28 protein-coding genes are annotated in these 26,593 nt (G+C 72.0%); 19 read left to right on the top strand and 9 right to left on the bottom strand.

The annotated features are described in order from the left end of the window. Positions 1 to 4 precede the first annotated feature (4 nt). From ACFQUZ_RS08850 to ACFQUZ_RS08830, 5 genes are all read right to left on the bottom strand, one after another. Positions 5 to 1,762, bottom strand: a complete 1,758-nt coding sequence (locus ACFQUZ_RS08850) for an MOSC domain-containing protein (protein WP_377439909.1) — start codon at positions 1,760 to 1,762, stop codon at positions 5 to 7. A gap of 71 nt (positions 1,763 to 1,833) precedes the next feature. Next, on the bottom strand, positions 1,834 to 3,036 hold the full coding sequence (locus ACFQUZ_RS08845; protein WP_377439906.1) for an ABC transporter permease: 1,203 nt from the start codon (positions 3,034 to 3,036) through the stop codon (positions 1,834 to 1,836). Then, positions 3,033 to 3,725: an ABC transporter ATP-binding protein gene (locus tag ACFQUZ_RS08840; protein ID WP_377439904.1), complete on the bottom strand. Its 693-nt coding sequence runs from the start codon at positions 3,723 to 3,725 to the stop codon at positions 3,033 to 3,035. The genes ACFQUZ_RS08845 and ACFQUZ_RS08840 overlap by 4 nt, the downstream gene beginning before the upstream one ends. Then, positions 3,722 to 4,813, bottom strand: a complete 1,092-nt coding sequence (locus ACFQUZ_RS08835) for a peptidoglycan-binding protein (protein ID WP_377439902.1) — start codon at positions 4,811 to 4,813, stop codon at positions 3,722 to 3,724. Before ACFQUZ_RS08835 ends, ACFQUZ_RS08840 begins: the two co-directional genes overlap by 4 nt. Next, positions 4,810 to 5,319, bottom strand: a complete 510-nt coding sequence (locus ACFQUZ_RS08830; RefSeq protein ID WP_377439899.1) for a hypothetical protein — start codon at positions 5,317 to 5,319, stop codon at positions 4,810 to 4,812. Before ACFQUZ_RS08830 ends, ACFQUZ_RS08835 begins: the two co-directional genes overlap by 4 nt. Before the next feature lie 240 nt (positions 5,320 to 5,559). Here ACFQUZ_RS08830 and ACFQUZ_RS08825 point away from each other — a divergent pair, with 240 nt between their 5' ends. Continuing rightward, on the top strand, positions 5,560 to 6,216 hold the full coding sequence (locus ACFQUZ_RS08825; RefSeq protein WP_377439897.1) for a response regulator transcription factor: 657 nt from the start codon (positions 5,560 to 5,562) through the stop codon (positions 6,214 to 6,216). Then, the gene (locus ACFQUZ_RS08820; protein ID WP_377439895.1) at positions 6,216 to 7,376 is read left to right on the top strand and encodes a sensor histidine kinase; all 1,161 of its coding nucleotides are present in this window, start codon (positions 6,216 to 6,218) and stop codon (positions 7,374 to 7,376) included. Before ACFQUZ_RS08825 ends, ACFQUZ_RS08820 begins: the two co-directional genes overlap by 1 nt. Here ACFQUZ_RS08820 and ACFQUZ_RS08815 read toward each other — a convergent pair. Next, positions 7,369 to 9,573, bottom strand: coding sequence for an MMPL family transporter (locus ACFQUZ_RS08815; RefSeq protein WP_377439893.1), 2,205 nt, complete (start codon positions 9,571 to 9,573; stop codon positions 7,369 to 7,371). The genes ACFQUZ_RS08820 and ACFQUZ_RS08815 overlap by 8 nt on opposite strands. A gap of 230 nt (positions 9,574 to 9,803) precedes the next feature. Here ACFQUZ_RS08815 and ACFQUZ_RS08810 point away from each other — a divergent pair, with 230 nt between their 5' ends. Together ACFQUZ_RS08810 and ACFQUZ_RS08805 are read left to right on the top strand one after the other, a co-directional pair. Then, positions 9,804 to 10,499, top strand: a complete 696-nt coding sequence (locus tag ACFQUZ_RS08810) for an SDR family NAD(P)-dependent oxidoreductase (RefSeq protein ID WP_377439891.1) — start codon at positions 9,804 to 9,806, stop codon at positions 10,497 to 10,499. A 47-nt stretch (positions 10,500 to 10,546) separates the two neighbouring features. Next, the gene (locus ACFQUZ_RS08805) at positions 10,547 to 12,163 is read left to right on the top strand and encodes an MFS transporter (RefSeq protein ID WP_377439889.1); all 1,617 of its coding nucleotides are present in this window, start codon (positions 10,547 to 10,549) and stop codon (positions 12,161 to 12,163) included. Here ACFQUZ_RS08805 and ACFQUZ_RS08800 read toward each other — a convergent pair. Next, a complete protein-coding gene (locus ACFQUZ_RS08800; RefSeq protein ID WP_377439887.1) occupies positions 12,124 to 12,996 on the bottom strand; it encodes an MFS transporter in 873 nt (290 codons plus the stop codon). The two genes, ACFQUZ_RS08805 and ACFQUZ_RS08800, sit on opposite strands and share 40 nt — an antisense overlap. On the opposite strand from ACFQUZ_RS08800, the gene ACFQUZ_RS08795 reads away from it, so the two are divergent. The 3 genes from ACFQUZ_RS08795 to ACFQUZ_RS08785 all read left to right on the top strand — a co-directional run bounded on the left by ACFQUZ_RS08795 (position 12,919) and on the right by ACFQUZ_RS08785 (position 15,137). Next, positions 12,919 to 13,110: a CGNR zinc finger domain-containing protein gene (locus ACFQUZ_RS08795; RefSeq protein WP_377440085.1), complete on the top strand. Its 192-nt coding sequence runs from the start codon at positions 12,919 to 12,921 to the stop codon at positions 13,108 to 13,110. The genes ACFQUZ_RS08800 and ACFQUZ_RS08795 overlap by 78 nt on opposite strands. A gap of 69 nt (positions 13,111 to 13,179) precedes the next feature. Continuing rightward, a complete protein-coding gene (locus ACFQUZ_RS08790) occupies positions 13,180 to 14,490 on the top strand; it encodes a sensor domain-containing protein (RefSeq protein ID WP_377439885.1) in 1,311 nt (436 codons plus the stop codon). Next, the gene (locus ACFQUZ_RS08785; RefSeq protein WP_377439884.1) at positions 14,478 to 15,137 is read left to right on the top strand and encodes a LuxR C-terminal-related transcriptional regulator; all 660 of its coding nucleotides are present in this window, start codon (positions 14,478 to 14,480) and stop codon (positions 15,135 to 15,137) included. Before ACFQUZ_RS08790 ends, ACFQUZ_RS08785 begins: the two co-directional genes overlap by 13 nt. A 23-nt stretch (positions 15,138 to 15,160) precedes the next feature. On the opposite strand, the gene ACFQUZ_RS08780 is transcribed toward ACFQUZ_RS08785, so the two are convergent. Beyond that, positions 15,161 to 15,868: a prepilin peptidase gene (locus ACFQUZ_RS08780; RefSeq protein WP_377440082.1), complete on the bottom strand. Its 708-nt coding sequence runs from the start codon at positions 15,866 to 15,868 to the stop codon at positions 15,161 to 15,163. Between the two features lie 567 nt (positions 15,869 to 16,435). On the opposite strand from ACFQUZ_RS08780, the gene ACFQUZ_RS08775 reads away from it, so the two are divergent. The 12 genes from ACFQUZ_RS08775 to ACFQUZ_RS08720 all read left to right on the top strand — a co-directional run bounded on the left by ACFQUZ_RS08775 (position 16,436) and on the right by ACFQUZ_RS08720 (position 25,695). Next, positions 16,436 to 17,002, top strand: coding sequence for a hypothetical protein (locus ACFQUZ_RS08775; RefSeq protein WP_377439882.1), 567 nt, complete (start codon positions 16,436 to 16,438; stop codon positions 17,000 to 17,002). Continuing rightward, positions 16,996 to 17,901, top strand: a complete 906-nt coding sequence (locus tag ACFQUZ_RS08770; RefSeq protein ID WP_377439880.1) for a hypothetical protein — start codon at positions 16,996 to 16,998, stop codon at positions 17,899 to 17,901. Before ACFQUZ_RS08775 ends, ACFQUZ_RS08770 begins: the two co-directional genes overlap by 7 nt. Next, a complete protein-coding gene (locus tag ACFQUZ_RS08765; protein WP_377439878.1) occupies positions 17,898 to 18,560 on the top strand; it encodes a flagellar biosynthesis protein FlgA in 663 nt (220 codons plus the stop codon). The genes ACFQUZ_RS08770 and ACFQUZ_RS08765 overlap by 4 nt, the downstream gene beginning before the upstream one ends. A 3-nt stretch (positions 18,561 to 18,563) precedes the next feature. Further along, positions 18,564 to 19,364 (top strand): ParA family protein, encoded by an 801-nt coding sequence (locus ACFQUZ_RS08760; protein WP_377439875.1) that lies wholly within the window; start codon positions 18,564 to 18,566, stop codon positions 19,362 to 19,364. Beyond that, on the top strand, positions 19,354 to 20,898 hold the full coding sequence (locus ACFQUZ_RS08755; protein WP_377439873.1) for a CpaF family protein: 1,545 nt from the start codon (positions 19,354 to 19,356) through the stop codon (positions 20,896 to 20,898). The genes ACFQUZ_RS08760 and ACFQUZ_RS08755 overlap by 11 nt, the downstream gene beginning before the upstream one ends. Before the next feature lie 121 nt (positions 20,899 to 21,019). Beyond that, complete coding sequence (locus tag ACFQUZ_RS08750; RefSeq protein ID WP_377439870.1) at positions 21,020 to 21,922, top strand: type II secretion system F family protein; 903 nt, start codon at positions 21,020 to 21,022, stop codon at positions 21,920 to 21,922. Then, positions 21,922 to 22,788, top strand: a complete 867-nt coding sequence (locus ACFQUZ_RS08745) for a type II secretion system F family protein (RefSeq protein ID WP_377440079.1) — start codon at positions 21,922 to 21,924, stop codon at positions 22,786 to 22,788. The genes ACFQUZ_RS08750 and ACFQUZ_RS08745 overlap by 1 nt, the downstream gene beginning before the upstream one ends. Positions 22,789 to 22,811: 23 nt before the next feature. Next, positions 22,812 to 23,021, top strand: a complete 210-nt coding sequence (locus tag ACFQUZ_RS08740) for a hypothetical protein (protein WP_377439867.1) — start codon at positions 22,812 to 22,814, stop codon at positions 23,019 to 23,021. A gap of 92 nt (positions 23,022 to 23,113) precedes the next feature. Then, on the top strand, positions 23,114 to 23,485 hold the full coding sequence (locus tag ACFQUZ_RS08735; RefSeq protein WP_377439864.1) for a TadE/TadG family type IV pilus assembly protein: 372 nt from the start codon (positions 23,114 to 23,116) through the stop codon (positions 23,483 to 23,485). A 20-nt stretch (positions 23,486 to 23,505) separates the two neighbouring features. Then, complete coding sequence (locus ACFQUZ_RS08730; protein WP_377439862.1) at positions 23,506 to 24,057, top strand: TadE/TadG family type IV pilus assembly protein; 552 nt, start codon at positions 23,506 to 23,508, stop codon at positions 24,055 to 24,057. Further along, positions 24,054 to 24,491 (top strand): hypothetical protein, encoded by a 438-nt coding sequence (locus ACFQUZ_RS08725; RefSeq protein ID WP_377439859.1) that lies wholly within the window; start codon positions 24,054 to 24,056, stop codon positions 24,489 to 24,491. The genes ACFQUZ_RS08730 and ACFQUZ_RS08725 overlap by 4 nt, the downstream gene beginning before the upstream one ends. A gap of 13 nt (positions 24,492 to 24,504) precedes the next feature. Further along, a complete protein-coding gene (locus ACFQUZ_RS08720; RefSeq protein WP_377439856.1) occupies positions 24,505 to 25,695 on the top strand; it encodes a LysM peptidoglycan-binding domain-containing protein in 1,191 nt (396 codons plus the stop codon). A gap of 14 nt (positions 25,696 to 25,709) precedes the next feature. On the opposite strand, the gene ACFQUZ_RS08715 is transcribed toward ACFQUZ_RS08720, so the two are convergent. Then, a complete protein-coding gene (locus ACFQUZ_RS08715; RefSeq protein ID WP_377439853.1) occupies positions 25,710 to 26,561 on the bottom strand; it encodes a Rieske 2Fe-2S domain-containing protein in 852 nt (283 codons plus the stop codon). Between the last annotated feature and the right edge of the window lie 32 nt (positions 26,562 to 26,593).

Genomic DNA, 26,593 nt, shown 5'->3' with positions numbered 1-26,593 from the left:
ATCCTCACAGGTCGAGCATGACGCTGGTGCGGGGGCGGGCGCAGCAGACCGCCACCTTGCCGGGGGTGACGACGTCCATGGGCTCGATGACGTAGTCCACCTCGCCGTCGTCGAGGCGGGTGACACAGGTGTTGCACAGCCCGGTGCGGCAGGAGGCTTCGGGTCGCAGCCCAGCCCGCTCCGCCAGCGCGAGGATGCTGAAGCTGCCGCTGCGCCACGGAACCGTGATGCCGGACCGGGCGAAGGTCACCAGGATGGGTCTGCCCTCGTCGTCGCGGGCCTCCGGCCCGCTGTCGGTGGACTCGTCGGCACCGAACAGGGTCGTCGCCGCGCCGAAGAACTCGTAGTGGACGCGGTCCCGGGAAACACCGCGGTCCAGCAGGCCGGTGATCACATCGGCCATGAACCCCACCGGACCGCAGACGTAGAAGTCGGCGTCGAAGGTCGGCAGGATCCGGTCGAGGGTGGCGGGGGTCAGCCGACCGGCGGTGTCGAAGTCCCGGCCGGGCACGTCGTGCGGTTGCGGGCGGCTGAACAGCAGGTGGCTGTGCAGGCCGGGTCGGCCGGCGACAACCGCCCGAACGTGCTCGCGGAAGGTCAGTTCCCGCGAGGAACGGGTCACGTGCACGAAGTACCCGTCCCGGGCGGGCCGGGCCGGATCGCGGTCCTCCGCTGCCAGGGTGTCAAGCATCGCGAGCATGGGGGTGATGCCGATCCCGGCGCTCAGCAGCACGACCGGACGGCGGCCGGGACGCAGGACGAAACGCCCCCGGGGGGCACGCGCCACCACGGTGGCTCCCACCGCGATCGTGTCGTGCAGGTGGCCGGAGGCGAGGCCAGGACGTACGTCGACCGAGCCGGGCGGCGCCGGCTCGCGCTTGACGGCGACGCGGTAGCCGAGGCCGTCGGCACTGCGTCCGGCCAGGGTGTACGTGCGGACCACGGGCCGGTCCACGCCGGGCACGTCGAGGACGAGCGTGAGGAACTGGCCCGGCTCGAAGTCGGGTAGCCGTTCACCATCAGGATCTGCGAGGTCCAACACCATGACGTCGTGGCCCTGACGGGCACGGGCGGCGACCACCAGAGGCCGATCCCCGCTCCACGAATGGGCCCTGGTGACCAACCGGTCGGCGAGCCGGCTGAGTTTGGCACGCACCAGGCCAGGCAACGCGGTCGCGGACAGCACGCGTGTGAGCTGGCCGGGATCGGGCTCGTCGCGGTGCAGGATCCGCGCCAACTCCGCCACGGTCAACCCGTCCGGACCGTGGTCCAGCAACTCGATCCGGTCGCCGGCCCGAACCGTCCCCGGACGCAGCACCTTGCAGAAGAAGCCGACGCGGCCGCTGCGCAGGTAGCGCATCGGCATGTCCGGTTCGTTCAGCCGCACCGCCATCTTGCGGCACGGGATGCGAGGCTGGGTGACCTCCAGCACCGCGTCCCCGACGCGCAGCCGATCCCCGATCAGGATCTCGTCCTCCGCGGGTCCGTCGATGGTCAACTGTTCACCGAACATGCCGGGCGGCAGCTCGCGCTCCAGTTCCCGGGACCACGCCTCGTAGTGCCGGCGTTGGTATAGCAGTACGGCCCGGTCCGGGTCGGCGGCGTCGTCGACGTGGTCGTCCCCGACGAGCCCACCGGCCTGGATGCGCCCTTCGGCCGCGATGGGGCGCTTGTCGAAGCCGGTGATGACCGTGTCGTCCTGGACGTTCATCGGCGCGGCGCGGCCGGCATTCACGGAGAGCAACGCACCGAACTCGATCATGCCAGGGACGCTACTAGTACAAACGCCTTCCTGGCAATATTGTCATAGTTACAATGATTCGACCTGGCTATTCAATTGGCCAGCAGTGCCTCCGTTGGAGACAGCCGGGCAGCCCGTAGCGCGGGATACAGACCGGCGAGCGTGCCGATCACCACCGTGGTTGCGAGCCCGCCGAGCGGCACATAGCCCGGTATCGCGACCGGCCAGCCCCGGGTCGCGGCGTACCCGGCGGTGCCCGCGACACCGACCAGCAGCCCGGCCACCCCGCCCAGGGCGGAGAGCAACAGCGCCTCACCCAGGAACTGGATACTGATGTGGCCGCGGGTGGCACCGAGCGCTCGGCGGAGCCCGATCTCACCTCGCCGTTCCAGCACCGAGATGACCATCGTGTTGGCCACGCCGATGCCGCCCACCAGCAGGGCGACCGCCCCGACTCCGAGCAGCAGACCGGTGAAGGTGGCGGTCGCGGCCACCCGCGCGAGCAACGCGTCGGACGGGCGGCTCACCGTCACCTGCTCCGGATTGGCCGGGTTGACGGTGCGCGGCAGCACCTCCCGCACCGCCGCGACCGAATCGTCAGTGGCACGCACGTACAGCGTGGTGGCGTGGCCGTCGGAGCCGAGCAGTCGTCGCGCCACCGGCCAACCGACCAGGGCCGAATTGTCCAACTCAGTCGCCAGCGGCGCGGCATCGAGGATGCCGATGACGGTGAACCAGTGGCCGCCCAACCAGACACGCGCATCCGGGCCGGCCCGACCGACGCCGAGCGAACGGGCCGCCTCCCGGCCGAGAACGGTGGTCGGATAGCTGGCGGTGGCCTGGTTCAACCACACGCCGTCCACCACCGACGTCCCGACGGTCCTGGGTAGATCGTCGTGCGCGGCGAGGACGGTTATCCCGCCACTGCGGTCGGGATCGATCTGGTCGGTGCGGTAAACCCGGGCATCGCTCACCCGGCTCGTGGCCGAGACCATCTGGACCGGTCCGACCCGCGCGGTCATCCCCAGCGCTGTCAGGGGAAGCTTGGCGTTCTCCCCGGACAACGTCTTCCCCGGAGCGACGGTCAGCAGGTTGGTGCCCAGCCGGGACAGTGTGGCGTCCAACTGGGCCCGGCTGGAGGCGGCGATGCCCAGCACGGCGACCATCGCTCCGATGCCGACGGCGATGCCCAACGCGGAGAGAACCACCCGCAGCGGTCGTGATCGCAGCCCCGCGGCGGCGACCCGGAACAGGTCCCGTCCGCTGAGTCGGGCCGGCGTGACGTCGTCGGTCATCGGGCGCCACCCCCGACCGCCGGGATATCGGCGGTGATCCGGCCGTCGACGATCTCCACCCGGCGCGGCAACTCGGCCGCCAGGGCGGGATTGTGCGTGATCACGATCACCGCCGTGCCGGACCGTTTCAATCCGGTCAGCAACTCCATCACGTCATCCCCCGAGCGGGTGTCGAGATTGCCAGTTGGCTCGTCGGCCAGCACGATGCCCGGCGTGCCGACGATGGCCCGGGCGATCGCCACCCGCTGGCGCTCGCCGCCGGACAGTTCGTGCGACCGGTGCCGCAGCCGGTGTCCGAGCCCCAGCTCGACCAGGACACGTTCGGCTCGCCGCCGCCGGTCCCGCAACGGCACGCCAGCGTAGAGCAGGCCATCGGCGACAACGTCCCGAGCCGGGACCCCGGTGGTCAGGTGGAACCGCTGGAACACGAAGCCGATCCGGCGCGCGCGCAACGCGGAAACCTGACGGTCGCTGAGCGCGCCGGTGTCGCGGCCGTCCACCCGTACCCTTCCGGTGGTGGGCCGGTCGAGGGTGCCGAGCAGGTGCAGCATGGTCGACTTGCCGGAGCCGGACGGGCCGACGATGGCCATCAGCTCGCCCGGGAGGACTCGCAGCGAGACGTCCCGCAGCGCCGCCACGCCACCCGGATAGGTGCGGGACACCCCGTCGAGTTCGATGGCCGGGGTCATGACGGGGCCGCCTCGACGACCGTTCCCTCGGCCAGTTCCGGGCCGCTGACCTCCACCAGTCCTCCGGCGAAGAACCCGGTCCGGGCCACGACGATCCGGCTCGACTCGCCGTCGAGAACCCGTAGCCCGTAGCCGCCCTCGCGGACGGCGACCAGCGCCGCGACGGGCACCGCGAGCACGTCGTCGCGCCGTTCCCGTGGTAACGCGACGCGTACCGGGGTGCCGTCCAAATCACCCAGTGCCTCCTGGTTGGTTACGGAGCAGGTGATGGAGACGGTTGGCTCCGGCGCCTGGGCCCCGCCCTGCCGACCGGATCCCGGCGCGGGCTCCTCGGCGGTGGCGACGCTGCCGACACGGGTCACGGTGCCGGGGGTGGTACGCGAGTCGGGCAGGGTGATCGTCACCCGCTCGTCGCGGGACACGAGCGACCGCTCCGCGACGTCCAGATCCGCGGTCACCACCCGCACCGTCCCGGTGTATGACAGGACCACCGTGTCCGGGGTGACCGCCCGCCCCGCGTCGACGGTCACCTGCGCGACCCGCACGTCCGCCGGCAGGAACACCACCCGGCCGAGTTCGACCACGCCGGTTTCGGCCAACCCCGTGTCCCGTTGCCAACGCCGCACCGCGGCGGCGGTGGCCGAGGTGTAGGCGTCGTCTGCGGTGAAGGCGGTGTAGCCGAGACTCCGGAGATTGCGCTCCAACTGCCGCACGTCGCCGCCGCTGGCACCCGGCTCCAGCGTCCGGTAGGCGGGCTCCGCTCCCAGCATCAGCAACACCGGTTCCGCGTCGACCGCGTACAGCGGATCGCCGCGACGCACGGTCGAGCCCTCGGCGGCGACGCTCGTCACGGTGCCGGCGAGCCGGTTACGCAGCGGCCTGGGCGTGCCGTAACCGATCTCACCATCGATCACGAGGGTGTCCACCAGGTCGGTCCGGACGATGGTCGCGGTGGCGGCCGGTGGCGGACCCGGCCGGGCAGCCTCGCCGGGGTCCCGCTCGGCGACCCACCCGACACCACCCACGACCAGGGCCGCCAGCGCGATTCCCACCAGCACCGACCAGCGGCGGCGGTGCGTCGCCATCATCTGCCGCCCGTCCCGGCTTTGGCGTCCCGGCCGCATTCCTGGTCGGCCGCCTGGTAAGCCGGGTCGTTGAGCAGGGACTTGGGCAGTTGCAGACCCCGCTCCGGATCCGGATCCGGAAAATCGGTGAGCCCCCGGTCTCGCATACAGGCGGCGTAGGCCCGCAGCGGGCCGAGGTCGGCCGTCCCGCCACCCGCGTTGGTGGGCAGGTACTGCCGGCAGTTCTGGGCGGCCGCCTTGTCCTGCGGCCGGTCCTCGAGCTCGACGTTCTTGCCCTGCTCGGGATCGGCGACCTGCACACCGTGCGAGCGAAGGCAGGCGAGGTACTGGCGCTGCCGCTCCGCCGGGTCCGCCGCCGGAGAGGCACCGGTGTCGGCTGCCGGCGAGGCGGCGCCCGCTCCGGCGCTCGCGATCCCACCCCCGTCGTCGCCTCCGCCACAACCCGAGAGCCCCAGGGCCACCAACAGGAGTGCACCGACGACACCCAACCGCGCTCTTGACGTACGCATAACCGCCCCCTCTGGTCATTGGTCCGGCCGCCCACGGCCGGCCATTAAGCCAACCCGGAAAAACTATCGAAGCGTGGGTTAGGAAAGGGTTAGCAAGAACATAAGGAAATTGTTAGCGCGGCCGACGCAACGGCTTCCTGGCCCGCAGGATGCGAATTCCGGTGCGGGCGTCCACGCCGGTTCCGGGCTATATTTGCCTCGACGCTGCACGTGGGCGAGAAATTGTCACGGGAGGACACGGTGCGAGTTCTGGTCGTCGAGGACCACCGGTTGTTGGCGGACGCCATCGCGGAAGGACTGCGGGGTGAGGCGATGGCCGTCGATGTCGTCTACGACGGTGCGGCGGCCAGTGAACGGGCCGCGGTCAACGACTACGACGTGATCGTCCTCGACCGGGATCTGCCGGGGACGCACGGCGACGACGTGTGTCGGGAGGTGACCGGGTCGGGGCGAAGTAGCCGGGTGCTGATGCTCACGGCGTCCTCCTCGGTCCAGGATCGCGTCGCCGGGCTGTCCCTCGGGGCCGACGACTACCTGCCGAAACCGTTCGACTTCGCCGAACTGGTGGCCCGCGTGCGCGCCCTGGCCCGCCGGTCGGTGCCGCCGGTGGCCCCGGTGCTCAACCGGGCCGGGATTCGCCTCGACCCGCATCGCCGGGAGGTACGCCGGGGCGACACCGAGATCAGGCTGTCCCGCAAGGAGTTCGCCGTACTCGAGGAGTTGTTGCGGGCGGACGGCGCCACGGTCTCCACCGAGCGGCTGCTGGAGAAGGCGTGGGACGAGAACGTCAACCCGTTCACCAATGTCATTCGGGTGACCTTGGTCGGCCTGCGCCGAAAACTGGGTGATCCACCGGTGGTGGAGACGGTGCATGGCGTTGGATATCGGGTGCGTTGATGCGTCGGCACCGAATCTCGATCCGCACCCGGTTGACCGCGCTCTACGGAACCATGTTCTTTCTGTTCGGACTGTTCCTGGTCGGTGCCGGCTACCTGCTCGTCCAGCACACGCTCAGCACGGGGTTGCGGGACATCAACTCGGCCATGATGCTCGACGCGAACAGCCTGCCCGACTTCAAACGCGACTATTGGCTGGACCGGCTGGCCGAACAGCGCGAGGCACAGGACTCCGCGCAGCGGAACCTCTTGTTCACCTCGCTGGCCGCCACCGCGGCGCTGGGACTGTTCTCGGTCGGGGTCGGTTGGATAATGGCGGGTCGGGTGCTGAAACCGCTGCATGTCATCATCGCGACGGCTCGGGGGGTGGCCGAACGCAATCTCGGCGAGCGGATCCGTCTCATCGGCCCGGAGGACGAGCTGAAGGAACTGGCCGACACCTTCGACGAGATGCTCGAACGCCTGGATCGGGCCTTCGACGGTCAGCGCCAGTTCGTCGCGAACGCGTCACACGAACTGCGGACCCCGCTGGCCGCCAGTCGCACCGTCATCCAGGTCGCGCTCGGTCGCCCCGACGCCAGCGCCGACACCCGGCTGCTCGGTGCCACCCTGCTCGACATCAACGACCAGCAACGAGCCCTTACCGACGCGCTGCTGGTGCTGGCTCGGAGCGACTACGCGCGGATCACGCCGCGCCCGGTCGACCTGGGCCAACTGGCCCGTCGGGTCAGTCAGGAACTCGGTGGGGAGGCCGACGCGGCAGCGGTCCGGTTCCGGTTGGACCTGCGCCCCACCGCGGCCAACGGCGACGCCACCCTGCTGGAGATCCTGCTCCGGAACCTGGCGCAGAACGCGGTCCGGCACAACCATCCCGGGGGGCACGTCGACATCAAGGTTTGCCCAGGGGAACGGGACACGGCCCGACTACAAGTCAGCAACACCGGCTCGGCGGTGCTCACCGAGGCGGACATCCCGGTCATCTTCGAACCATTCCGCCGGCTCGGCGCCCCGCGTACCGGAGCCGGACCGGGCGCTGGCGCCGGCCTGGGCCTGTCGATCGCGCGTTCCATCGTCGTCGCCCACGGCGGCCGGATCACTGCGGCGCCGAGTCCGGAAGGCGGCCTGACGGTACAAGTCGTGATACCCGCGCCGGTCAGCTGACCCGTCCCGCCAACTCCGGTGCCCGCTCCTCGGCCGCCTCGTCGTCGTGGATCGCGTCGGTCTCCTGGAGTCCCGCCCGCTGCTGGAGTCGCCGCAACGGTCCCGGCGCCCACCAGACGGCGTCCCCGATCAACCGCATGACGGCCGGGACCAGCAGCATCCGGACCACCGTGGCGTCCAGGATCAAGGCGATGATCATGCCGACGCCGATGAAGCGCATCATCGCCACGGTGGCGAAGGCGAACGCGCCGGTCACCACGATCAGCAGGAGCGCGGCCGCGGTGATCACCCGTCCGGTCCGGGCAAGCCCGGTGGTGACCGCGTCGACCGTGGCCGCGCCGTGGGCTCGTGCCTCCACCATCCGGGAGAGCAGGAAGACCTCGTAGTCGGTGGACAGGCCGAACACCACGGCGGCCATCAGCACGACGATACCGACCTCCAGCGGTGCGGGAGTCACCCCGAGCAGGTCGGCGCCGTGCCCCTCCTGGAACAGCCACACAAGCGTGCCGAAGGTGGCCGACAGGCTCAGCACGCTCATCAACACCGCCTTGATCGGCAGCAGCACCGACCCGAAGGCCAGGAACATCAACACGAAGGTGGCCCCAACCAGCAGCAGCACCATCCACGGCAATTGCGCGGCGGTGGCGTCCAGGCTGTCCACATTGCGCGCCGTCGTGCCACCGACAAGTAGCTCGGTATCTGCCGGCGGGTCGAGGGCGCGGATGCCGGCGACCGTGTCCCGCGCCTCGTCGGTGAGCGGGTCGGTGCCGGTCAGGGTGGCGGTGAGCACGGCGACGTCCTTGCCGGCACCGGCCGGCGTCACCGCCTCGACTCCGGTCACCTCGCCGACCTCGGCCGCGAAGCGCTGCACGGTGGCCTGGTCAGGCGTACCGCCGGCCGCGCCACGCAACACCACCTGCACGCCGTTGCCGCTCATCGCCGGGAACTCGTCCTTGACGGTCTCGATCGCCTGCCGCGCCGGGTCGCTACGCGGCAGCACCCGCTCGTCCACCTCGCCGAACTGGACCTGGCTGATCGGTGCGGCGAGCACCAGCAGACCGGCCAGGATCGGCAGCACCACCAGGACGGGCCGGCGCATGGTGAACCGGGCCAGCCTCGCCCAGCCGCCGGTCGCCGGGCCCGCGACCTGGCTGGCCGGCCGGCGCCGGCGTACCGACAGTTTGTCGATGCGCGAGCCGAGGATGCCGAGCAGGGCGGGGAGCAGGGTGAGCGAGACGAAGGCGGCGAGGGCGACCGCGGCCATCCCGCCGTACGAGAGCGACTTGAGGAAGCCCTGCGGGAACAGCAGCAGTCCGGCCAGCGCGATGATCAGCAGCGTGGCGGAGAAGACGACCGTACGGCCGGCGGTGGCGACCGTGTTGCGGACCGCTGCGCGCCGAGGTCGACCGGCGGCCAGTTCCTCCCGGAACCGGCCCACCATGAACAGCCCGTAGTCGATCGCCATCCCGAGCCCGAGCAGGCTGGCCACGTTCACCGCGAACGAGTTCACCTCGGTGTTCAGGGCGATGAGGTGCAGCACGCCCAGCGAACCGAGCACGGCCATGCCGCCGACGAGCACCGGCAGCAGGGCGGCGACCACCGAGCCGAAGATGACGACCAGCAGCACGAGCACGATCGGCATGGAGACCGCCTCGGCCCGAGTGAGGTCGGTTTTTGACCGTTGCGAGGTGGAGTCCTGCAGCGCGGCGGCGCCGCCGATCTCCGTCCGCACGCCCGCCACGTCGAGGTCGTCCTTGATCTCCCGGTACGCCGTCAGCTTGGCGTTCGCGTCGTCGCCGGCCAGATTGATGACGGTGAGCGCCCGTGTCCTGTCCGGGGTGGCGAGTTGCGGGGCGTTGCCGCCGAAGTAGGAGGCGACCGTGTCGACCTGACCGGCGGGCAGCGAACGCAGGACGGTGGTGATCCGTTCGGCGACGGCCGGATCGTCCACGCTGCCGCTGTCGGGGATGTGCACCACGAGGACGTCTCCACCCTGAGCGCCGAGGGCATCGGCGACGGCCGTGGCGGCCCGGGACGATTCGCTGCCGGGATCCTCGTACCCGCCCTCTGTCAGTTGCCCGAAGACTCCGAGGCCCCAGACGCCGGAGGCGACCACGGCGGTGACGATCACGGTGAGCACGGTCCAGCGGAACCGGTAGGCGAGCGAGCCCCAGGAAGCGAACACGATGGTCCTCAAGGTCAGGAGTTTCCGGCATCGAATGACTTCTGTCATCGACTGACGGAACGGAGACCTTTCCCACCGTAGGGGCAGAGTCGGCCCGGGGCCATCCGGAGAGCCGATCAGGTGAGCGACCTAACAGACGTCCGGGCACGGACCGGGACGCCCCACCGGACCGATTGACCGATCCGGCCGCACGGGGCCAGGCCGGATGACAACCTGCAAATGGGGCGACGATCGGAGCGGTCATGGGCACCAGCACGTACGTGGTGGACGGCGGCACCAGCGGACTTGGCCTGGAGGTGGCCCGGATCCTGAGCCGGACCGCCCGGGTCGTGGTGCTCGGCAACATCCCGGAGGAGATCACCGCCGTCCGGGGCGACCTGGGCTGCGACGCCGTCGTGTGCGACGTGTCCGACCCCGACCAGGTGCGCCGCGCGTTCGACACGATCGTCGAGCGGTACGGGGTGATCGACGCGGTGGCCCACTGCGCCGCCGTCTGGGCCGGCGGCCATCTCGAGGACCTCTCCGTGGATCGGATCCGGACGGCGGTGCGGGTGAACGTGCTGGGCACGGCCTTCCTGCTGCGCGAGGCGCTGCTGCGACTGCGGGAGCAGGGCCGGGGCAACATCGTGTACGTCGGCGCGGTGGCCACCGAGATTCCCCGCCCCGGCATCCCGCTCTACCGGGCCACCAAGAGCTTCGGCAGCAGCCTCGTGGAGTCGCTTGCCGAGTCGACCGGATCCAACGCCGTCAAAGTGATGGAGCTGCATCCCGGACCGATGCACACCAGGTTGCAGGAGCGGGCCGGCGCCGAGTTCCTCGACACGGTGTTCGCCACCCCCGCGCAGGTCGCCGCCGAGGTGGTCCGGCTGCTCACCCTCGAACCCGAGGAGCTGTACGTCTCGGGGCAGAAGGTGCTGCGCGCCGACGGCAGATGGTGACCGCGAGCGGCCGATGGTGACCGGCCGATGGCGAAGGTGACCGGCCGATGGTGAGCGCCGGGCCGGCCGACAGCGAGCCGCCCCCCTCGGCGTGGTCACCGCTGCGGGTGGCCGCGTACCGGAACCTCTGGCTGGCGTTGCTGGTTGCCAACATCGGCACCTGGATGCAGACCGTCGGCGCGCAGTGGCTGCTGATCGACGAACCCAACGCGTCCACCCTGGTCGCGATGGTCCAGACGGCCAGCATGCTGCCGATCCTGTTGCTGGCCCTGCCGGCCGGGGCGCTCGCCGACACGTTCGACCGGCGGCACCTGCTGATCGCCGTGCAGTGCTTCGTGGCGGCCGTGGCGGTGCTGCTGGCCGCGCTGACGGCGGCGGACCGGATGCCGCCGGCGCTGCTGCTCACCCTCACCTTCGCCTTCGGGGTGGGCCAGGCACTGACCCTGCCGGCGTGGGCGGCGATCATCCCGGACCTGGTCCCCCGGCACTACCTCCAGTCGGCTTCGGCGCTCGGGGCGATAAGCGTCAACGCGGCCCGCTCGGTGGGACCGGCGGTGGCCGGCGTACTGATCGCCCGGACCGGTCCGGCCCTGGTGTTCGGGCTCAACGCGATCGCGTTCGGGATCTTCGCGTTCGTCCTGCTCCGCTGGCGCCCCGGCGACGCCCGCTCGGTCGAGGTGCCGGAACGGTTCACCGCCGCGCTGCGGGCCGGCGGCCGGTACGTCCGGCATTCGCCGATCGTGCAGCGGTTGCTGCTGCGCGCGCTGCTGTTCCTGGTGCCGGGCAGCGCGCTGTGGGCGTTGCTGCCGCTGGTGGCCAACCGCCGGCTGGGACTCGGTTCCAGCGGGTACGGCGTCCTGCTCGCCGCGCTGGGCGTCGGCGCGATCGCTGGCGGGCTGGTCCTGCCGGTGGTCCGGCACAAGCTGTCACCCAACCAGTTCCTGCTGATCACCGGACTGCTGTACGGCCTGGCCCTGATCGTCGTCGCGGAGGTCCCTGTCACGTGGGTGGTCCTGCTGTCGCTGGTGCCGGCCGGGCTGGCCTGGGTCGTGGTGCTGTCAAACGTGAACGCCGAGATCCAGCTCTTCCTGCCGGGCTGGGTACGCGCCCGTGGGCTCGCCGTCTATCAGGTGGTGTTCGCCGGCGGACAGGCCATCGGCGCGTTGGTCTGGGGCGTCGTCGCGGACGTCACCGGGCTGGTGGTAACCCACCTGGCCGCCGCGGCGCTGATGGTGGCCGGCGCGTTGACCGTGCGGTTGTGGCCGCTGCCCGACCTGCGGGCCGACGACCGGGATCCGGTGACCTACTGGCCGGATGTCCGGCTGGCCCACGAGCCGGATCCGAGCGTCGGGCCGGTGCTGGTCACGGTGGTCTACCGGGTCCGCCCGGATCGCAAGGACGAGTTCGTGCACGCGATGGAGCAGGTGCGCGCCTCCCGGCAACGCACCGGCGCGACCCGCTGGGGGCTGTTCCACGAGGGTGAGTCACCGGACCGCTACGTGGAGGTCTACCAACTGGCGTCCTGGGACGAGCACCTGCGCCAGCACGGCGGGCGGTTGACCCGGGCCGATCAGGAGGCCGAGGAGCGGGCCCGGGCGCTGGCCGACGGCGAACCTGAGGTGGCTCACCTGCTGCCCGCCTCGGCCAGCCCGGATTCCGACTGAGCGGGGGCGGTGGGCTCCGGGACGGCCGCGTCCTCGGGCCGGATGATGGACCGGACCCGGCGCGCCAGCATGGGCAGGGCGGACACGACGAGACCGGCGGTGCCGACGGCCACCCCGGCCCGGGAGCCGAACGCGCTGCCCAGCACGCCGCCGGCCGCGCTGCCCAGCGGCAGCGTGCCGTAGATGAACAGCCGGTACCCGGCGTTGGTGCGGGTCAACGCGCCGGCCGGGGCGACCACCTGGCGCAGTGTCACCGACAGCACGTTCGCCACGCCCAACCCCGTCCCGCTGGTCAGTTGGACGGCGGCGAGCCCGACCGCCAGGGTGTTCCCGGTGCCGGGAAGCAGCGCGATCAGCAGCGGCGTACCGCAGGAGAGGCCGAGCGCGGCGGCGAAGGCCCGGCCATAACCCAGCCGGGCGGCCAGCCGCGGCGCGAGCATCGTGCCGGCGAAGGCGCCGACCCCGGCGGCGCTGAGCGCCAGCCCGAACGCGCCCGGCGTGAGTCCCCGGTCGGCCACCGCGTACACCACGAGGTTGACGGTCAGGATCTGCGCGGCCGCGTTGTAGGTGGCGGCGTGGCCGGTGAGCGCGCGGAGCACCGGGTTGCCGGCGAGCTGCCGCAGGCCGGCGAGGATGCCGACGCCGGCTTCGGATGGTGCCGGCGGCGGCTCCGGTCGCCGGGCGGCGGCCACGCCGAGCGCGCTGAGCAGATAGCTGACCGCGTCGACGGCTATCGCGCCGGCCGGACCGACCAGCTGGACCAGCCCGCCGGCCAGACCCGGCCCGGCGACCTGCGCCGCGGTGCTGCCCGGCTCAAATCGTGCGCCGCGCACCCATGCCGGTGGGCGTACTACGACCACAGCCCGGCCGGCCGCAGCCGCTGGTGCACGATGAGCATCTGCGGTAGCCGGGCCAAGATGCGCGCCTTTCGGGCCGCCCGGAAGTAGTGCTGGGCATACCCCGGAACGCCTGGTAACCGGCTGGGTCCGGCCCGCACCCGTGGATACGGTGCTCGGGTGCCCATCGATCCTCCCGATCACCTGCTCGCCGCCCTCGGCCGCCGCCGGTTCCCGATCTCGGCGTGGCCGTGGCGGGCCGCGCTGTACGTGACGACGGGCGTGCCGCCGGCCGCCGGCTGCGCCCTCGTGGTGCTGCTGGCCGCCCTGCCCTGGCTCGTCGTCGGTCGCCGGCTGGCCGCCGGCACTCCGCCGCCGCTGCCGCTGGCGCTGTTCCTCGGCATCGCCAGCGCCCTCGTCATGGTCGCCGGGCTGGCGCTGGCCCGGCCGGTGGCTCGGATCGAACGCCGGCGGCTGCGACTCGTCGACCGGCGACCACTCGGCCCGCCGACCGACCCGCGACCGGTGGCCGATCGGTCGCTCCGGTCCCGGCTGACCGACCCCGCCACGTGGCGCGAGGTGGCATACGCGATCTGCCTGGGCACGGTCGTGCCGGCGGCGTACGCGGTGGTGGCGGTGCTGCTGGTGGGAGAGCTCTCGCTGCTGGCCGGCCCGTGGCTGGTCGGGGACGGGCCGGTCGCCCTCGGCATCGCCACGGCGCGCACCACCGGCCAGGCCGTCCCGTACGCGATCGCCGGGCTGCTGCTGCTCGCGCTGACGCCGTACCTGCTCGGCCTGCTCGCCACGGGACAGGCGGCGCTGGCCCGGTCGCTGCTGTACGACGACGGCGAAACCCCGGCCCTGCGAGAGGTCGCCCGGTCCCGGGACCGGCTCGTCGACGCGTACGAATCGGAGCGGCGACGGATCGAACGGGATCTGCACGACGGGGCCCAGCACCGGGTGACCAGCCTGGCCCTGCAACTCGGGATGGCCCGGCTGGACGTGCCGGCCGGTTCCCCCGCCGCCGAGCCGCTGGCCCGGGCGCACGACCAGGCCAAGGAGCTGATGGTGGTGCTGCGCGACCTGGTCCACGGCATCCGCCCGCAGAGTCTGGCCGATCTCGGGCTGCCGGGCGCGGTCGAGGACCTCGCCCGACGGTCCGCGATTCCGGTCACCGTCCACAGTGGTGGTAACTGGGTCGGCCGGTTGCCGGAACGGGTGGAGAACGCGGCGTACTTCGCCGTATCCGAGGCGCTGGCAAACGTCGCCCGGCACAGCGGCGCCGACCAGGCGGAGGTGACGCTCGACCGGACCGGCGGGACGCTGGCCGTCGAGATCAGGGACGCCGGGGCGGGTGGCGCCGATCCCGCCCGGGGAAGCGGACTGACCGGGCTCGCCGACCGGGTCGCCGCGGAGTCGGGGCGGCTGCTGCTGTCCAGCCCGCCCGGCGGGCCCACGGTGGTGCGGGTGGAACTGCCGTGCGACCGGTGATCCGGGTGGTACTCGCCGAGGACGGGGTGCTGCTGCGCGAGGGGCTGGCCGGCATGCTGCCCCGGTTCGGGTTCGAGGTGGTGGCCGCCGTCGGGGACGCCACCGGGTTGCTGACCGCCGTCGCGACGCACCGGCCCGACCTGGTGGTCACCGACATCCGGATGCCTCCGGACTTCCGGGACGAGGGCCTGCGCGCCGCCGTGGACCTGCGCGCCGCCGATCCCGCGCTGGCCGTCGTGGTCCTCAGCCAGTACGTGCGAGCCGGGTACGCGTCAACGTTGCTCGACTCGGGCGACGGGCGCCGGATCGGCTACCTACTCAAGGACCGGGTCGCTGACGTCGAAGACTTCGTCGGGGCGCTGCGCGCGGTGGTCGGTGGCGGCACCGTCATCGACCCGGAGGTAATCCGCGCGGCGTTCCGGCAGCCCCAAGATCCGCTTGGCCGGCTGTCCGGCCGGGAGCGGGAGGTGCTCGCCCTGATGGCGGAGGGACACTCGAACGGCGCGATAGCCCGACGGCTGTTCGTCACCGAGGCCGCCGTCGGCAAGCACGTCGGCAACATCCTGGCGAAGCTGGGGCTGCCGCCGACCGACGACAGCAACCGGCGGGTGCTCGCGGTGCTCACTTACCTGCGCGGGACGGGTTGACGTCGGGCCTCCCGTGCTGCCGGTCAACCGGCGAGCAGCCAGGCGACCGCGGTGCCGAGCACCAGGAACGGTCCGAACGCCAGCTCACTGGCCCAGCGGACCCGGCGAGCCACGAGCAGGAACAGCGCGGACAGGCCGGAGACGGTCACCGCGACCAGCAGTCCGAACAGCACCGCCGGCCAGCCGACCCAGCCCAGCAGCACGCCGGTGCCGAGCGCCAGCTTGGCGTCGCCGAGCCCGAATCCACGCCGGCCGAGCAGCAGCGTGGAGGCGGCGAACAACGCCGCCACCAGCAGACCGGCGCCGCCCGCCCGCAGCCAGTCGGCCGGCCGGCCGTCCCCGGCGAGCATTCCGCCGCCGAGCAGCAGCCAGGCACCGAGCGCGGCCGGATAGGTCAGTCGGTCCGGCAGCCGGTGCACCGCGAGGTCGATCAGGACCAGCGGTACGGCCCACAGCGCCCACCAGGCGAACGCCGCGGCGGGCAGCACCGGTCCGGTGAACGCGAGCCAGCCCGCGAGCAGCAGCACGCCAAGGGTGAGCAACTCGACGACGTACGGGGGCGGACCTGTCCGGGTCCCGCACGCCGCACACCGCCCGACCGGTGACCACGGTCGCGTCGGGAGGGGGAACCGGAGCGGACGTCCGCACTCTTCGCAGTCGCGGCGGTCGGGCCGACCGGTGGGTACCGCGTAGCGGATCGCCAGCCACCGCTGCCCGGGCGTCACGGCCAGCCCGGCGAGGAGCCGGGCCGACCGGGACGGCCTCGGCGGGGACGGCGCCGCCGGCCCGCCGGGCGGGGGCGGCGCGGCCGGGGGCACGGACGGCGCGGCCGGCGGCACGGACGAACGATAAGGCTCAATCACCATTAAATCTTTCCAGATGTAATGTTCGGTCAGCAGGACATCGCATTGATAGTCAACAAGATCTTATGTCGCTGAAATGGCGAATGAAGTCACCGTCCGTGTAAACGTAAATTGCCTCTGTCGCAATGCCGGACACCAGCCTATGCTCCCCCTTTGGATGACGCGCAAGTGCCGGGACCGAGCGGGATCGGCCGGCGGCGACAGACAGTTGATGCGGATATCACCCTGCACAGGGAGGGCGACGATCGGAACTTCGGGTCACGCGTTGGCCCGGCGGAAATTCGCATGTGTCGGACGGTCGATGCGACGGTGGCGGAGGAGCGGGGCGCGTCCGGTCTACTCAGTCCATTAACCGCCGGGCATAGCTGCGCAATTTTCAGCCAGGCCGTGACGGTTCCTTTCGGGGCTTCCCGAATCGGTTGGAGGAGGAGTTCGGTGCGGGCAGCACACTGGACCCGATGCGCGGCCGTCGTGATCGCCGCCGCGCTCGCCGGCACCGCGGCCGGTTGCGGATCGCCGGACAGCCCGGCCGCGATGACCGGCGGCGCCGCGCCAACGGCCGCACCAACGGCCGACGACGCGCGGACCACCGCGGCCAAACAGCTGGCCCTCGACGCGTACGGCGGTTATCTCGCGGCGTCCCGTACGGCGGAGCAGAAGGGCGACCCGTTCCATCCTGATCTGCGCAAATACCTCGCCGATCCGTTGCTCACCTCGGTCCGCGTGACGGTCCGGGACGTCAAGGCACACGGCGCGACACGGACCGGCACCCTTCGGTCGGATCCGACGGTCACCAGCGTCAGCCTCGACGCGCAACCACCGACCGTGGTGATCCAGGACTGCCTCGACGCCTCCGGCTACCGGCTGATCTACCGGAAAAACTCCGCGCCCGTGCCCGGTTCGGCTGGCGGTCGTTACCTGGTCACGGCGACCGCCACCCGCTATTCCGACGGTCGGTGGCTGATCAGCTCCGGCACCGCCTTTCGGGACCAGCCATGCTGACCCGCCGAGCACGCGCGCTCCTGGCCACCGGCGCGGTCCTGGGCCTGCTGGCCAACGCACTCGCCGCACCCGCCGTAGCCGCCAAGGATCCAGGGGGCGCCTGCCCACCCGCCCAGGTCGACTGCCACGTCTGGGATGACAAGCCGGGCCGTCCCGGCGGCCCGGGCGGGGGCGGGGACACCGGTGGAGGCAACGGCAACGGCGGCAGCGACCCGGCCCGCAAGTGCACCCGCGACGGCACCCCGGTGCCCTGCTACGACCCGCTGCAGGGCTGGTTCAACCAGTCCGACGGCTGCTACTACCGGCTCGCCGAACCGCCCACCACCGCCCCGGACGGGCGGCAGGCGTACACGATGAGCTGTCTCAACGGCACCAGCACCGCGTGGCTGGACGCGCCACCCGGTGGCTTCGGCGCGCCCCCTGACCCCGCCGACCTGGCGGCGGAGGCGCTGGCCAGGCTGACGTTGGCTCGGCCCCGGCTGGGCATCGCCCCGCGGTCCGGCAAGTCCGGCCTGGTCGGGCTCCCGGTCTGGTTGTGGATCCCGCCCGTCGCGCCGTACTACGTCTCCCCGGAGGAGCCGCTGCACGCGTCCGCCGAGGACCGGGGTCTGCGGGTGGACATCTGGGCCAGCGTCGAGAAGGTGGTCTGGGACATGGGCAACAACGACTCGATGACCTGCGACAACCCGGGCTCGGCGCACACCGACCAGGCTGGGCCGTCGCCCACCTGCGGATATCCCGGCTATCGCAGGGCCGGAAAGTACGAGGTGGTCGTGACAACCCACTGGCAGGTCCGCTGGGAGGCGAGCAGCGGCGAATCCGACGTCCTGCGCCCGACCCGACGCAGCGAGGTCGCCGAGGTGACGATCAACGAGCTCCAGGTGGTGACGGACAGATGAGCGTGACGACCGCGCACGACACCGGGCCGGTCGAGGCCCCGATCACGCCGCCGAAGATCCTCCGACAGCGGCGAACCCGACCCGGCCTGCTCGGCCTGGCCATCCTGCTCATCGCCCTCGGCGGCCTCGGGGCGGCGTTCGCGGTCACCTCGGTCCGCGCCACCGGAACCTACCTGGCGGTGGCCCGGGAGGTGCCGGTGGGCACCCAGCTCACCCGGGACGACCTGGTCCAGGTGCAGGTGGCCGGCGGGCAGGGATTGAGCCCGGTGCCCGCCGGCCAGGTCGAGTCAGTGCTGGCCAAGCGGGCCGCGGTCCGACTCGTCCCGGGCACCCTGCTGACCATGTCGCAGCTGACCGAGAAGCCACTGCTGGGTCCCGGCCAGCAGCAGGTGGCGGTGAGCTTGAAAACCGACGCGGTGCCGGCCAGGGCGCTTCATCCCGGAGACCAGGTCCTGCTGGTCAGCACGCCGGAGAAGAACGCGCGGGAGACCGGGTTGACGGCCGCCGGCACCCGCTTCGAGGCGCTGGTCATCGACTCGGCCAACACCGACAAGACGACGATCGTGCTCTACCTCGCCTTGGCGGTACGGGACGTGCCGGCGGTCGTGTCCCTGCAGGCTCAGGACCGGCTTGCCGCCGTCCTCGTCGGATCGGCCTGACGGATGGCGATCATCGCCTTGGTCGCGGGCAAAGGCTCGCCGGGCGTCACCACGACGGCACTGGCCTGCGCGTTGTCCTGGCACCGGCGGGTGGTGCTGGCCGAGTGCGATCCGGCCGGCGGGTCCATCATGGCCGGTTACCTGACCGCTTCGCTGGACGGCCCGCGCGGCATCGGCGAGTTGGCCGTCGGTGAGCTGCGGGACGGCAACCTCGACACCGCGTTCTGGGGGCAACTCATCGACCTGGACGCCCCCCGGCGGGAACGCCTGCTGCTGCCCGGCGTGGTCGACCACGCCCAGGCGGGCAGCGTCACCCCCCTGTGGCAGCGGTTCGCGGACTTCTTCGTCACCCTCGACCGCGGCGAGCCCGGGTACGACGTTCTCGTCGACTGTGGCCGCCTCCAGGTGCCCAACGCGCCGTGGCCACTGCTGCGGGCGGCGGCCGTGGTCCTCGTGGTTACCCGGGCCCACCTGCCCGACCTGTCCAGTGCCCAGGCCACGGTCAAGGCGATCGAACGGGACCTCACCGAGCACCGGGTGCCGGCCGGTGCGCTACGTCTGGTCCTGGTGGGTGACGGCAACGGCCGGGCGGAGGTCAGCCGGACGCTGCGGTTACCGGTGATCGCGCAACTACCGGACGACCCACACTCCGCGTGGGTGCTCGGGCACGGCGGCACGGTGCGTGGCCGCCGGCCGCTGCTCCGCGCGGCCGGGTCGCTCGAAGTGCCGGTCCGGGCCCTGCTCGACCGGCGCCGGGCCCGGCTGAGTTGGCCGCTGCCCGCGGAGGTGCCCGATGCGGTTTGAACCGGTGTCGCATGATCCGCGGGCCCGGAGCGCCACCTCGACGGTGCCGCCGATTCCACCCAACGGCCGGCACTACCGGCCGGCCGATCCGACCGTACCGGCGTCCATCGCACCCGCTCCACCCGCGCCGCCACCCGCGCCGCCCCGCTCCCGGACCGATTTCGCACTGGTCCGGGAGCTACGCCGGGAACTCAGCGAGCGGCTCACCCAGTGGCAGCGCGGACGGGAGTTCACCGTCGCCGAGGAGGACGTGGAACGGACCCGGCTGGCCGCGGCCGTGGTCACCGAGTATGCCGACAGCGTCCGGCGGGCCGGCACCCCGATGGACGCCGTCGAAGAACGGACGCTGCTCGACCAGGTGACCGCCGAACTGGTCGGACTGGGTCGGTTGCAGAGTCTGCTTGTCGACAACACGATCGAGGAGGTCCACATCCTCGGCTGCGACACCGTACGGATCACCCGGCACGGTGGTGGCGTCGAGTGGGGCGAACCGATCGCCGACAGCGACGAAGAGCTGGTGGAGATCCTTCAGGCGGCGGCCCGACGAGCCGGCGCCACGGAACGCTCGCTGTCCACCTCCAAGCCGACCCTCGACCTGCAGCTGCCCGATGGCAGCCGGCTGGCCGCCGTCTACCTGGTCAGTCACCGTCCGTACGCGGTGCTGCGCAAGCACAACACGCTGGACGTGTCGCTTGACGACATCGCCGGCGGCCGGGTCGACCTCGACGAGATGATCGATCCGCTGATCCGCGACTTCCTCCGGGCCGCCATGCGCGCCGGGCTCAACATCATGGTCGCCGGCCTGGCCGGTGCCGGGAAGACCACGGTGATCCGGGCCCTGATGGGTGAGATTCCGGCCGACGAGCCGTACGTGCTGCTGGAGGAGAGCCGGGAACTGCTGCCGGCCCGCCGACGACTCCGGCACCGCTCGGTGATGAGCTTCGAGGCCAGGGAGGGTCACGGCGAGCGCGGACCGGACGGCCGGCCGGCGGGTGAGGTCAGCATCGCCGACCTGATCCCGCTCTCGCTGCGAATGGGGGTGCTGCGCATCATCGTGGGCGAGGTGCGGTCCCGGGAGATCGTGCCGATGCTCCAGGCGATGACCACCAGCCGGGGATCCATGTGCACCATTCACGCCCGCACGCCGGCCGGGGTGAGCGACCGGATCATCGAGCTGGCCCTGTCACACGGTCGGGACATGACCGTCGAGCAGGCCCGCCGGATGGCCAGCAACGCGCTGGACCTGATCGTCTATGTCACGGTCGAGGACGAGACCCCGATCGGTGGGCGCAAGTACCGCTTTGTCTCCCACATCGACGAGATCATCGGAGGCGGGGGTGACGGCAACCGGATCGTCACCACATCGGTCTTCGGGCCCGGTCCGGACGGCCGTGCGGTGCCACGGCACCTGCCCGAGCGGGTCCGCGACCAGTTGGCCCGGGTCGGCTACGACACCCGCCTGTTGTCCCGCTACATCGAGGCGGGCGTCGGTTCCTGGCGCCGCCCTCGACACAGCCGCCTGGGGGTTCGGTGAGCGCGAGGAGTGAGCCGGGTTTGCGAGCCCCGCAGTCGCGAACGAACGGCGACCCGGTGAGCGCGAGGAGTGAGCCGGGTTTGCGAGCCCCGCAGTCGCGAACGAACGGCGGGCCCCTCCAATGAGACTGCCCGCCCAGGTGGAGTTGATCGCGGTGTTGGCCGGCGCCGCGTGCGTGGCCGGTGTGGTGCTGGCCGTCGTCGCCGTGGTCGGCACCAGACGACCGGCACCGACCGGTTCGAGACACTGGCTGCCGCGGCTGTGGCGAGGTCGCAGCCCGAACCGCCGGGACCAACGCCGGCACCAGGCGATGCTGATCGCGGCCGGTCTGGCTGGGGCGGGAGCGTTCCTGCTCACCGGCCTGCCGGTGGTCGGCCTGCTGGTCGCCGCCGCGGTGCCGGGGGCACCGTGGCTGTTCACCGTGGGCAAGGCCGAACGCCAGGCGATTGCCAGGATCGAGGCGGTGGGTGAGTGGACCCGCCGGATCAAGGACGTGTCCGCCACCGGTCAGGGCCTGCAACAGGCGATCATCGGTACGGTCGCGTCCGCGCCTGACGAGATCGCCGAGGAGGTGCGGCTGCTCGCCGCTCGGTTGCAGGCCGGCTGGCTGGGTCGGACGGCCCTCTTGGCGTTCGCCGACGACATCGGTGACCCGGTCTGTGACCAGGCGGTGGCCGCGTTGATCCTGCACCTGACGGATCGCGGCGAGCGGCTCGGTGACGTGCTCGGCTCCATCGCGAGCGCCGCTGCCGCCGAGGTAGCCACCCGGCGCGAGGTCGAGGCGAAGCGCACCCAGCCGCGCTTCGCAGTCCGCTTCCTCACCGCGATGACACTGCTCGTCCTCGCGTACGGGCTGATCAACCCGGGTTACATGGCGCCGTACCGCGAGCCGGCGGGCCAGTTCGTGATGGTGGTGCTCGGCGCGGCCTTCGTCGGTCTGCTCGCCTGGGTGCGGGCGATGAGCCAGCCTCCGGCGCCCGCCCGGGTGCTCGCGGCTCCCGATCCGGAGGAGGTGCTCGCGTGATCCTCAACGGGCAGCTCACCCTCGCCGTCGGCGGTGGCGCGCTGGCCGGCCTGGGCGCCTTCCTGCTCATCCGGGAGATCCTGCCGGCCACTCCGGCGCTCGGGCCGGCGCTGCGCCGGCTGCATCAGCCCGCCATGGTTGGTCGCCGACCGGCTTCGTCCCGCCGTACGGAGTGGCTGGGCGGTCTGGCACGGTGGTTACGTCCACCGACCAGGGACCTGGCGCTCCTCGACCGGACCCCCGAGCAGTACGCGCTGTCCGTGCTGCTGTCCGGACTCAGCGGTCTGGTGCTTCCGCCGCTGGTAGGAGCCGGGCTCGCGACGGTGGGCGTCGGGCTGCCGGTGGCCCTACCGGTGGCCGCCGGAATCGGCCTGGCTGTCCTGTTCGGACTGATCGCGCACCACGACGTGCTGGCCAAGGCCGAGCGGGCCCGGCGCGAGTTCCGCCGGGCCATCTGCACCTACCTCGATCTGGTCGCGTTGCAACTGTCGGCGGCGCACGGCCCGGTGCAGGCCCTCGAACGCGCGGCGGCGGTCTGCGAGGGCTGGGTCTTCGAGCGGATCCGGGAGGCGCTGCGGATCGCCCAGCTCCAGATGCACTCGCCCTGGGACGAACTGCGCGCTCTGGCCGACGAGATCGGTGTCGCGGAGTTGGGTGACGTCGGCGCCATCATGCAGTCCTCGGGCGCGGAGGGCGCGCAGGTGCACGAGACGTTGCGGCAGCGCGCCGACTCGCTGCGCGACCAGATCCGCACCGACAACCTGGCCCGAGCCGAGGCGGTCACCGCCCGGTTGGACGTGCCCGGCGCGTTGCTCGTCTTCGTCCTCATGGGATTCGTCCTCTATCCGTTCGTCAGTCGCATCTGACGAGTTCCCAGAAAGGTCCCCCGATGGTCAGACCCCTCCTGCTCATGCTCCGCACCTACGTCGCCGCCTGGCGGCCACCCGACCCGGATCGTGGCGACAGCCCGGTACCCACCGCGATCATCATCGCTGGCCTCGCGGTGTTGGCCCTCGGCATCCTGCTGGTCGCCAACGAGGCGATCGACGACTGGACCACGTTGATCCCGGGTTCCGGCGACGCGCCCGACAACACTTGATGCCAGGCCCGTACCCGCCGGATCGCCGGGCCGGACCACCGGCCCGGCGTCCCGGCGCGGCCGGACCGGGCGGCCGCCGGAGGTCGTCGCGCGTGGGATCGGTCGACCGGGGAGCGACGCCTGTCGAACTCGCCATCCTGCTGCCGACCATCCTCATCCTGCTGATCGTCTCGATCCAGGCCGCGTCCTACTTCCTGGCCCGGACGCTGGCCTTCAACGCCGCGCAGCTCGCGGTCAACTCGGCCCGGCCGTACACCGGCTCCAAGGCGGACGGAGAGGAGAGCGCGCACGCCTTCATCTCGGCGGCACCGGGGTGGCTGACCGGCGCCGAGGTGAGCGTGGAGCGCACCGACACCGAGGCCACCGCCGTGGTGACGGGTCAGGTGCTGTCGCTGCTGCCCGGTATCGAGATCACCGTCCAGCAGACCGCGCACGGGCCCGTCGAACGCTTCACAGAGGACTGACTCATGACAGGACGGGCGGAGTGATCCGGCGGGCGGCCCGGGACCGGTCGGAGGGCGGCTCGGTATCCGTGGAGGTGGCCATCCTGGCGCCGGTGTTCATCCTGCTGCTGGGGCTGGCCGTCGTGGCCGGTCGGGCCACCGTCGCCCGCAACGTGATCGACGCGGCGGCACACGACGCCGCCCGTGCGGCTTCGATAGCACGCACCCATGAGCAGGCGCTGGCCGACGGCGAACAGGCCGTCGAGGACCTGCTCGCCGAGCAGGGTCTGAACTGCGTTCCGGCGGCCTCGGTCACCCTGGCCGGGCGGCTGCCGGGTGCCCAGCCGACCGACCCGGCGATCTCCCTGGTCGACGCGTTCGACTCGGACCGGGTCGGCAACCTCGTCTTCGTGGTCGCCACCGTCTCCTGCACCGTTTCGTACGCGGATCTCGGCCTCCCCGGCTTTCCGGGCAGCGTGGGCATCGAGCGCAGCTTTGTCTCCCCGATCGACCGGTTCCGCGGTCGGAGCCTGGGGATGGCACCGATCGGCGCGGTCACGCCACCCGGGACGAGTTCCGGAGGTGGCCTGTGAAGACCCCGGACGCCGGGCGGGTCAGCGTCTTCCTGGCGATCGGGCTGCTCGCCGTCTCTGCCGTCATCGGTCTGTCGGTCGACGGGGCGGGTCGGCTCTTGACCGAGCAGCGTGCGCACACCGTCGCCGCCGAGGCGGCCCGGACCGGTGGCCAGGCTATCGACGAGGGAGCGGCGATCGACGGTGAGCGGAAAGTGCTCGACCAGGTACGGGTGAAAGCCGAGGTGGCGGCCTATGTCGAGGCCGCCGGGGCGGAACTCGTGGGAGAGCCGCAACTGGGGACGTCCAGCGGTGGCCAGCCCGGCGAGGAGCGGCAGACGGTGGCGGTCACCGTAGCGCTGGAGTACGAACCGGTCATGTTGGGTCTTTTCGGCATGGAGCCGAGCCGGCACGTGGCAACGGTCCGGGCCGAACTGCTTGACGGACCACCGTAGGAAGGAAGGCAGCATGTCCCCCTCGGGTCGTTCGGTCCCGCGGCGCGCCGGGCAGGTCGTCGCCGGCCTCGGGGCACTGGTGGCGCTGCTCGGTCTGCTGGTCGGCGGGCCGGTCGCGTTGATCACTTTCGCCGGCAACCCGTTACCCGACCACGTCCCCGGCCTGGCCGAGATCGGCACGGCGCTGACCAGCCGGGACGACGGCCAACTCTTCGTCCGCGCACTGGCCGTCGTCGGCTGGTTCGGCTGGGCCACCTTCGCGCTCGCCGTCCTGGTGGAGGTGCCCGCCCGGATGCTGCGCCGACCCGCGCCGCGGCTGCCGGGCATGCGTCGCCAGCAGCGGGTCGCGGCCACGTTGATCGGCTCGGTCGCGTTGATCCTGGCGGCAAGCCCCGCGGTGGCCGCGACGGCGAGCGTGGCGGCACCGCCCACGTCGTACGGCGTCGTGGCCCACGAGGCGACCGCAGCCGACATGACCACAAGGGACATGGTCGCGCGGGGGTACGCGGCACCATACGCGGACCGCGGCGCCCCTGCCGCCACTCCGCCGGCATGGCGGTCGGACGGTCGGACCGGTCCGTACGGCACACCGAGGCCCGCCGCGCGGCACACCCCCGCCGGGCCCGCCCCGGCCTGGCTCGCCTCGTCCGGACAGACCGGGCCAGCGGCACCGGTCTACCGGGTCGCCGTCGGCGACTACCTGGGCCAGATCGCCGACCGTTATCTCGGCGACTTCGCCCGCTACCGGGAACTGGCTCGGCTCAACCGGATCGCCGACCCGAGCCTCATCCGGCCCGGGCAGTTGCTCAGGCTGCCGCCGGGCGCGATCGACCATGGCCGTCGCCCGCACGCGACCGGGCGGCTGATCCGGCCCCCGGCGGCACCACACCGGTCCGCACCGGTGCCACCGCCGGCCATCGAGCCCCCGGTCACCCAGCCACCATCCGCTCAACCATCAGCCGCCCAACCACCGGTCCAGCCCGGCCCGGCACCGGAACGGACCGGCGGCGCTCCGCTGTCCGTCGGAGCCTCCCGCGCGGCCGAGGTGGGCGCGGTCAACCGGCCACTGGCCGTCTCGGCGGTCCTCACGGTCGCCGGGATGGTGGGCGCCCAGATCGGTGCGCTGTTGGGTCTACGCCGCCGGCCGACCACCGACCGCGGGTCCGCGGCCGAGACGGGCCGGCACCGCCGACCGCCCCCCTGACGATCCGGTCGACGTCAGGGCAGCCGGGTCTCGATCACGCCAGCCACCACGCGTACGGGCAACACCTGCTGGTCGGTTCCGGCCGGTCCCTGCACCACCTGGCCGTTGTCCAACCGGAATCGACTGGCGTGCCAGGGGCACTCCACGCACGCCCGGCCGTTCACCGTGACCACCTTGCCCGCACCGAGCGGACCGCTCTGGTGGGCGCAGCGATCGAGCATGACGGTCAGCGACTCGCCGTCCCGGTAAAGGACCACGTCCACGTCGTCGACGGTCCGGGAGACGAGGGTCGAGTCCGGCACCTGGTCCAGGTCGGCGACCGGTCGCCAGTCCTCGGACAGTCGGTGCGTCTCCGCGACGCTCTGATTGACCTGGGCCGCCTGCTTGTACGCCAGATGCCCGCCCAGGTACGCCCCGCCGCCCGCCGCGGCCAACCCCAGGTAGGCCAGGGTCCGGCCGACGCCGTGCCGGCCGGCCAGCCGGGCGGCGAACGAGCCGGCGTACAGCGTCACGCCCGCGATATTGGCCGCGGCGTGCACCAGCCCCACGCGGCGCTGCTCCCGGTTCAGCGCGGCCCAGTCGTTCCATCCCGCCACGGCGGCCGGCAGGGCGGCAGCGGTGCCGACACCGACCAGCACGGTGGCGGCCCGGCGTTGCCCGGGCAGCAGGTCGAGGATGGCGGCACTGCTCCAGGCACCGACCGGCACCTGGACCATCGCCGGATGCAGCGGGTGCCCCAGCCAGACGCCGTGCAGCACGTCCCGGAGCCGCTGCGATCGGAGCACCGACCCGACGGCTCGCTGCGCCCACTCGGAGGCCGCGTCGAGTCGGGAGGCACGTTCGAGTTTCGTCAGCAATTCGCGCACGATGACCGGATTCCCCCGTCAGGCCGCGGCAA

This window comes from Plantactinospora sp. GCM10030261 (assembly GCF_042666615.1).
GTDB lineage: Bacteria > Actinomycetota > Actinomycetes > Mycobacteriales > Micromonosporaceae > KBS50.
Note: the sequence above shows the minus strand (reverse complement) of the source record. Positions and strands in the feature narration are given on the sequence as shown.

Bases quoted from the DNA above. Each gene is read 5' to 3' on its own strand.
- ACFQUZ_RS08850 (WP_377439909.1), bottom strand. From the start codon at position 1,762: ATGATCGAGTTCGGTGCGTTGCTCTCCGTGAATGCCGGCCGCGCCGCG.
- ACFQUZ_RS08845 (WP_377439906.1), bottom strand. From the start codon at position 3,036: ATGACCGACGACGTCACGCCGGCCCGACTCAGCGGACGGGACCTGTTC.
- ACFQUZ_RS08840 (WP_377439904.1), bottom strand. From the start codon at position 3,725: ATGACCCCGGCCATCGAACTCGACGGGGTGTCCCGCACCTATCCGGGT.
- ACFQUZ_RS08835 (WP_377439902.1), bottom strand. From the start codon at position 4,813: ATGATGGCGACGCACCGCCGCCGCTGGTCGGTGCTGGTGGGAATCGCG.
- ACFQUZ_RS08830 (WP_377439899.1), bottom strand. From the start codon at position 5,319: ATGCGTACGTCAAGAGCGCGGTTGGGTGTCGTCGGTGCACTCCTGTTG.
- ACFQUZ_RS08820 (WP_377439895.1), top strand. From the start codon at position 6,216: ATGCGTCGGCACCGAATCTCGATCCGCACCCGGTTGACCGCGCTCTAC.
- ACFQUZ_RS08810 (WP_377439891.1), top strand. From the start codon at position 9,804: ATGGGCACCAGCACGTACGTGGTGGACGGCGGCACCAGCGGACTTGGC.
- ACFQUZ_RS08805 (WP_377439889.1), top strand. From the start codon at position 10,547: ATGGTGAGCGCCGGGCCGGCCGACAGCGAGCCGCCCCCCTCGGCGTGG.
- ACFQUZ_RS08770 (WP_377439880.1), top strand. From the start codon at position 16,996: ATGCTGACCCGCCGAGCACGCGCGCTCCTGGCCACCGGCGCGGTCCTG.
- ACFQUZ_RS08765 (WP_377439878.1), top strand. From the start codon at position 17,898: ATGAGCGTGACGACCGCGCACGACACCGGGCCGGTCGAGGCCCCGATC.
- ACFQUZ_RS08760 (WP_377439875.1), top strand. From the start codon at position 18,564: ATGGCGATCATCGCCTTGGTCGCGGGCAAAGGCTCGCCGGGCGTCACC.
- ACFQUZ_RS08755 (WP_377439873.1), top strand. From the start codon at position 19,354: ATGCGGTTTGAACCGGTGTCGCATGATCCGCGGGCCCGGAGCGCCACC.
- ACFQUZ_RS08750 (WP_377439870.1), top strand. From the start codon at position 21,020: ATGAGACTGCCCGCCCAGGTGGAGTTGATCGCGGTGTTGGCCGGCGCC.
- ACFQUZ_RS08740 (WP_377439867.1), top strand. From the start codon at position 22,812: ATGGTCAGACCCCTCCTGCTCATGCTCCGCACCTACGTCGCCGCCTGG.
- ACFQUZ_RS08720 (WP_377439856.1), top strand. From the start codon at position 24,505: ATGTCCCCCTCGGGTCGTTCGGTCCCGCGGCGCGCCGGGCAGGTCGTC.